General features: G+C 68.8%; 4 protein-coding genes. 1 reads left to right on the top strand and 3 read right to left on the bottom strand.

The genetic code is table 11. From position 1 onward, the window contains the following. Positions 1-199: 199 nt before the first annotated feature. Together ACFV15_RS39295 and ACFV15_RS39290 are read right to left on the bottom strand one after the other, a co-directional pair. A complete protein-coding gene (locus ACFV15_RS39295) occupies positions 200-1,609 on the bottom strand; it encodes an amidohydrolase family protein (protein WP_378357368.1) in 1,410 nt (469 codons plus the stop codon). Between the two features lie 146 nt (positions 1,610-1,755). Further along, positions 1,756-2,133, bottom strand: coding sequence for a hypothetical protein (locus ACFV15_RS39290; RefSeq protein ID WP_378357367.1), 378 nt, complete (start codon positions 2,131-2,133; stop codon positions 1,756-1,758). A 94-nt stretch (positions 2,134-2,227) separates the two neighbouring features. Here ACFV15_RS39290 and ACFV15_RS39285 point away from each other — a divergent pair, with 94 nt between their 5' ends. Beyond that, the gene (locus tag ACFV15_RS39285; protein ID WP_378357365.1) at positions 2,228-5,302 is read left to right on the top strand and encodes an amidohydrolase family protein; all 3,075 of its coding nucleotides are present in this window, start codon (positions 2,228-2,230) and stop codon (positions 5,300-5,302) included. Here the strand turns inward: ACFV15_RS39285 and ACFV15_RS39280 are convergent. Then, complete coding sequence (locus ACFV15_RS39280) at positions 5,284-6,663, bottom strand: FAD-dependent oxidoreductase (RefSeq protein ID WP_378357363.1); 1,380 nt, start codon at positions 6,661-6,663, stop codon at positions 5,284-5,286. The genes ACFV15_RS39285 and ACFV15_RS39280 overlap by 19 nt on opposite strands. Between the last annotated feature and the right edge of the window lie 205 nt (positions 6,664-6,868).

Here is a 6,868-nt window from a genome sequence, read left to right as displayed (position 1 = left end):
GATCTTGTTTTGTCTTCACAAACACTCATGATCACCGTGGTGGCCGCACCTATTTCACCGACACGCCAGCCACATTACGAACTACAGCTGGAGTATTAGAACCGGCCGTACCACTCACGACCCTCCTGTCCAAGCCGAGTCCACGATCACGCCACCTTTGCGTTTCCCCTCAATAACCGCCCGCAACGCGCACGAGTCCTTACTGGGGCAACAGCTTCTTGAGGCGGTCCGCCGCGTCCTGGGCGTCCTTCACCACGCGGCCGGTGTCGACGCCGACCACCTTGCCGTCGCGCTTCAAGGCGCGGCCGTCGACGAACACCCAGTCCACATTGGACGGCTGGGTGTTGAAGACCAGCTGGTTGACCCAGTCCACGCGCGGCGCGAAGTTGACCGATTGGGCGTTGATCACTTGCAGATCCGCTTTCTTGCCAGGCGTCAGCGAGCCGACCTCGCCGTCGAGCCCGAGTGCTTCGGCGCCACCGAGGGTGGCCATCCGCAGCACGTCGGCCGTCGTCGGGTAGACGCCGGGATCGGTCGCCGTCGCACGCTGGAGGCCGACGGTGGCGCGCATCACGTTGAACATGTCGCTCGTGTCGTTGGTCCCGCCGTCCAGGCCGAGGCCGACCTTCATGCCGCGCTTGCGCATCTCGGGCAGCCGGATGACACCCGAAGCGAGCCGCATGTTCGACAGCGGGTTGTGGGCGACGCGGACGTCGGCGGCGGCCAGCTCGTCGAGCTCGGCGTCGGTCGCCTGGATGACGTGGTTCGCCACCAGTCCCGGCCGCAGCGCGCCCGCCTTGCGCAGCGCCTCCATCTGACCGGTCGCCGGGTCGGCCTTGGATTCGAGCAGGTGGACGTTCAGCGGCACGCCGAGCTCACGCGCGAGCTTCTCCGACGCGTCGAGACTCGGGAAGTTCCCTGTGGACGGATGCGTGCCGATTTCCAGGTGCGCCAACGGGTTCTTGTCGATGACCTCGCGCTTGACCCGCCGGATCTCGTCCTGCAGTGCCGCGTTGGTCGTGCCGTTGTAGGAGAACACGAACCGCAGGTTCGACTCGCCGAGCGCACGCAGGTTGCCCTTCGCGAAGTCGGCGTTGAACGCGTGTGACCAGTCGGTGACCGTGGTGATCCCGGTCGAGATCACGTCCAGCGTCGCCAGCCTGGCGCCCGCGTAGCCGTCGGCGTCGCTCGGCTGGTTCTTGTACAGCGGCAGCACGCACTTGCCGAGCCAGCCGTTGAGCTCCTTGTCGCCGGCGCAGCCGCGGATGAGCGCCTGCCAGAGATGGTTGTGCAGGTCGACGAAGCCGGGCATGACGATCTTGCCCCTGCCGTCGACCACCTGCGCGCGACCGGCGTCGAGGTTCTTGCCGACGGCCTTGATCTTGGTGTCTTCGATGAGCACGTCGGCGTCGGCGAGCGTGCCGAGCGGACCTTCGCCGAGTTTCGGGTCCATGGTCAGCACCATCGACGCGCCGCGGATGACGTACTTTCCGCCCGGATTGGTGCCCGTTCGGGCATCGGTACCGCTCGGTTTGGCTAGTAGGAAGGCGCCGAGTACCAGCGCCAGGGTCAGGGTGAACACGGCGAAAACCGGGCTCCGCTGTTTCATGGTCGAGCTCCCCAGTCGGAACTAGCGTGACGTGATCACGGTAGTTCACGACCGCGTGATAGTCCCACGCATTCGTGAGTGATGCCGACGGTTCCAGCCGTCGTGAGGTCGTGAGTGGTACGGCCGGTTCTAACCGGTCTAAACACTCACGAGTCCTTCAGGCGGAGCCCGGCCTCGCTCAGCTTTTCTTCGACCGTGAGGCGCTCGATCTCGCGGTCCATGCCCTCCGGCAGTTCGCCGAGGCGGTGCTCGAGGTGCACGGCCGCGCACGCCTGGATCAGCAGCGCGTCGTAGGCCTGCCGTGCGCTGATCCGGCGGGCGGCCGGGGTGCCGGGGCCGTAGTCGGCGAGCAGGCGATGGACGCGGCGCAGGTCGGCGGCGAGATGCTCGACCGAGGGCTCCGGGATGCGGCGGTTGGCGCGCTTTTTCTCGATCACACCAGGGAGTTTGAGTATGGCCCAGGTGGCCGCGGTCGGGATGACGACCACGACCGCGTACAACGCCAGATTGACGGCGAGGGCCATGCCTCATCGTACGTCGCTCAGTCAAGACTCCCGTTCTTGTCGGTGTTCCGCGGATAATCACTGACAGGGGGAATCCACTGGGAGGAACGTACGGATGAGCACCGAACTGACGCGCAGGAACATGCTCATAGGCACGGGGGTGGCCGCGGTCGCCGCCGGTCTTGTCAGCACTGAAGCCGCGCGAGCGGACCCCGATCAGGAGTCATCGCGGGAGACGGTAGTCCGCGAGGGCACGAACATCAGCGTCGCCGTCTCGCCCGATGGCAAGCTCGTCGCGTTCGATCTGCTGACCAACATCTGGGTGGTGCCGATCGCGGGCGGCAAGGCACGCAGGCTCACCGATGACTTCGCCGACGCGACGCAGCCGCATTTCTCGCCGGACGGGCGGCGGCTGGTGTTCCAGTCCTACCGCGACGGGAACTACCACCTGTGGAGTATCGGGGTCGACGGCTCCGGCGCCCGGCAGCATACGAAAGGCCCGTTCGACCATCGCGAGCCGAAGTTCTCGCCCGATGGCGCGTCGATCGTCTTCGCCTCGGACCGCGGTGGAAGCTATGGCGTGCACCGGCTGGCGGTGGCGACCGGCGAGATCACCAAGCTCACCGACACCGCGGCCGAGGAGGCCACGCCCGCCTGGTCGCCGGATGGCAAGCGCGTCGCGTACACGGTCGACGATGCGGCCATCGACGTGCTGGACCTGGCGTCCGGTGCGGTCACGAGGGCGGTCACCGCGCCCGCCGGCGCGAAGCTGTACGGGCCGTCGTTCGCGCCGGACGGCAAGCTCGCGTATGTCAGGCTGACCGGGGCCAAGCCGGAACTTGTCGTCGGCGACCAGGTCGTCACCGGGGACGAGGACGTTTTCGCCTTCCCTGCCGCTTGGCTCTCGGCCGACGAACTGCTCTACACGGCGGACGGGCGCGTCCGGCGCCGCAAGCTCGGCGGCACGCCGCCGGTCGACGTCGCGTTCACCGCCACCGTGCCGTTCGTCGCCAGGCGCAGGTATCGCCAGGCGGTCCGTGACCTCGACGACCACCGCGAGCGGCAGGCGCAGGGCATCGCGTCACCGGTCGTCTCGCGTGACGGCTCGCAGGTCGCCTTCCGCGCGCTGAACGCGTTGTGGCTGCTCAAAATCGGCGAGCGGAAGCCGCGCAAGTTGCTGGCCGACGGCTACTTCAACTCCGATCCCGACTTCTCGCCCGATGGCAAGACACTGGTCTACGCCTCAGACAAGGCGGGCGACGCCGACCTGTGGCTGCTCGACGTCGCCACCGGCGTGACGAAACGGCTCACCGGCCTGCCGGGCGCGCAGCTGACGCCGAGGTTTTCGCCCGACGGCGCCCGGATCGCGTACCAGGACCACGACGGCGCCACCTGGATCGTCGACGTCGCGGGCGGCGTGCCGAAGCAGGTCGCGCCGACGCTGTTCATGCCGGGCAGGCCCACCTGGTCGGCGGACGGCACCACGCTCGCGCTCGCCGCGGTGAAGCCGTACTCCAAGCGCTACCGCGAGGGCACGAGCCAGATCCTGCTGGTCAACCTGCGCGCGGGCACACTGCAGTACAGCGAGCCGATGCCGCACGCGTCGCTGTCCACGCGGGGTGACGACGGGCCGATCTGGTCGCCGGACGGCAAATACCTGGCGTTCGTCGTCGAATCGACGGCGTGGATCGTGCCGGTCGACGCCACCGGGACGTTCACCGGGCAGCCGAAGCAGGTCACCCACGAGGTGACCGACTCGCTCGCCTGGGTGGGGTCGAACGCGTTGCTGTACTTGAACAACGGCGAGCTGCGCACCCAGTCGATCGCCGGTGGCCCGCCCGCCACGGTGCCGGTCGACCTGCGCTGGCAGCGGCCGGTCGTCCGGCAGAAGCTCGTGGTCAGGGCGGGCGCGTTGTGGGACGGCAAGGCGAAGGAGTTGCGGCGCGATGTCGACGTCATCATCGACGGCGACCGCATCGCGGGTGTCGTTCCCGCAGGTCCGGGGCCTGCCACGGTGGACGCGTCCACGCGCACGGTCATGCCGGGTCTCATCGACGCGCACGTCCACTGGCACCTGCGTGGCCGCCAGTGGGGAGCCAGGCAGGGCAGGCTCTGGCTCGCGTACGGCATCACCTCGACCAGGTCACCCGGCGATCCGGCGTACCAGATGGTGGAGACCAGGGAGGCGCTCGAGTCCGGCGCGCTCATCGGGCCGCGGTTCTTCGCCACCGGCGAGGCGATCGACGGTTCGCGCGTCTACTACAACTTCATGCGCCCGAACCGCTCGATCTCGTTGCTGGACAAGGAGTTCGAGCGCGCGCGGAAGCTGCGCTACGACCTGATCAAGACCTACGTCCGGTTCCCGAACGAATACCAGTCGGCCGCCGTGGCGGCCGCGCACCGCGCCGGGCTGCCGCTGACCTCGCACTATCTGTACCCGGCCGCGCAGTTCGGGATGGACGGGATGGAGCACTACGGCGCCACCAACCGGCTCGGCTACTCGCACACCGGATCGCGCGTCGGCCGCACGTACGGCGATGTCGTCGCGCTGTTCGCCGGGTCCGGCATGGGCATCTCGACCACGCTGTTCAACTCGAGCGTGCTCTACGGCGATGACCGTTCGCTGGTCACCGACCGGCGCACCCGGGTGCTGAACCCGTCATGGGAGTACGACCGCCTCGTGCAGAAGGCCGACGACGCGCGGACACCGGCGGCCGAGACGATGCGTGCGATCCTCAAGGGCCAGGCCGAGATGATGCTGCGCATCCAGCGCGCGGGCGGTGTGGTGCTGGCCGGTACGGACGCCCCGCTCGACAACATCGCGATCTCTTTGCACACCAACATGCGTGCGATGGTCCGTTACGGCTTCACCCCATACGAAGCGCTGACCGCGGCCACCGCCAACCCGGCGCGCTGGCTCGGGCTCGACGGCACGATCGGCGTGATCGCGCCGCGCGCCAAGGCGGACCTGGTGATCGTCGACGGTGACCCGCTCACCGACATCAACGCCGCGGCGGCCGTACGCGGCGTCATGGTCGGCGGGCGGGCCCACACGGTCGACGAACTGCTAGCGCCGTACGACCACCCGGCCGCGGTCACCGCCCAGATAGTCCAGAGTGGACAGACGGCGCAGTTCGCCGACGAGTGGTGGCACCGTCCCGAGTGGACGGATCACGCCTGCTGCGAGTGACGGCGGCGGTTCACCCGGAACGCGCGCAGCAGCGTTCCGGGTGACCGCAGCGTGCGCGGGTGCCGGAGCATGTAGGTCACCGCGTTGAACCGCGCGGCGGTCTCGCTGTCGGTCACCGAGGCGGCGATGACGTGCCCGGTCAGCCACTGGTCGAGCCGGAACCAGCGCGGGTACGGCCCGTCGATGTCCGGGCGCGCCAGGTCGGCGGCGGTGGACATCTTCCAGGCGGCGTCGGCGACGACCCGTTGCGTGGCAAGGAATTCGCGGGCAGGCCGGTTCAGGTCGGGCTTGCCCCGCAGGTATTCGGACAGTGCCGAGGCCTGCAGCGCGGCCGAGGACATGCCCTGGCCGTACACCGGGTTGAACGACGCGACCGCGTCGCCGATGCTGATCAGCCTGGCCGGATAACGCTTGAGGCCGTGGTAATCGCGGCGGCGTGCGTCGGACTGGTGGTAGGTGGCGATGTCGCCGATCAGCTCGCCGGACGTCGCTTCGCCGAAGATCGGCGGCTCCTCGGCGCTGAGCCCGCGCATCTCCTCGGGGGTGCGGCCGGGCCGTTCGTCGCCGTACCCGGCGATCAGCACCATCCACCGGTCGTTCTCGGTCGCGACCAGCGCCGCGACCGACACCTTCGGGATGTCGGCGCTCGGGCTCCGGTAGGCGATCGCCGTGCCGATCGCGGGTTCCGCCTCGGCGCGCCGGAAGAACCCGGTGGCGTAGTTGACGTTGATGGGCAGCCGCCGCAGGCGGGGGCTTTCCCAGCCGTGCTCGCCCAGCCAGTCGGAGACCTTGCTCGCGCGGCCCATCGCGTCGGCCACGAAGTCCGCTTCCTCGGTCCATTCCTCGGTGCCCGCCGCACAGCGGACCCCGGTGACGACGTCGCCGCGCAGCACGAGGTCGTGGGCGCGGGCGGTGATCACCTTGACGTTCGGCAGCTCCAGCGTGCGGCGGCGGATCAGCGATTCGAGCAGGGGCCTGCTGCAGGACAGGATCCCCATCCGGCCGTCGGGCACCTTCGCCATCCCGTCGATGTACTGCCGGGCTCGTTCGGACGGCGAGAAGATCGCGCCCTCGGCGAGCGCTTGGTCCGAGAACCCAGTGAAGAACCGGTCGAGCTGGACCCGCCCGCCGGGCAGCAGGCCGTGCACCTGCCCGTCGTGCGGGGTTCCCGGTCGCGGGGCGGGCGCCGCCGGCAGCTCGTCGCGTTCGACGATCACCACCGATCCTGCGTGATCGGCGAGCACACGAGCCGCCAGCAGGCCCGCGACGCTTCCGCCGAGCACCACGGCCTTGTCCATCAGGATCTCGGTCCGCGACGGTGGTTCGGCGGTGCTCAGCCTGGCGAAGACGGATGCGGACACGGCGACCTCCGAGCGAGCGTATTTCCCCTTATCCCCTGAAAGTAAGGACGTTCGCCCGGAGTCACCATGGCCGTTGGGGCGGTCTTCAGTACGCGATGCTCAGCAGCTTGCTCACGATCGCGCCCGCGAGGAACGCGGCGAAGCACAGTTTCGCCAGCAAGGACGGTGGCATGTGTAGGCGCATGGGGTCCCCTCCCTCGCGGAT

It is taken from the genome of Amycolatopsis sp. NPDC059657 (assembly GCF_042734395.1).
Lineage (GTDB): Bacteria > Actinomycetota > Actinomycetes > Mycobacteriales > Pseudonocardiaceae > Amycolatopsis.
Note: the sequence above shows the minus strand (reverse complement) of the source record. Positions and strands in the feature narration are given on the sequence as shown.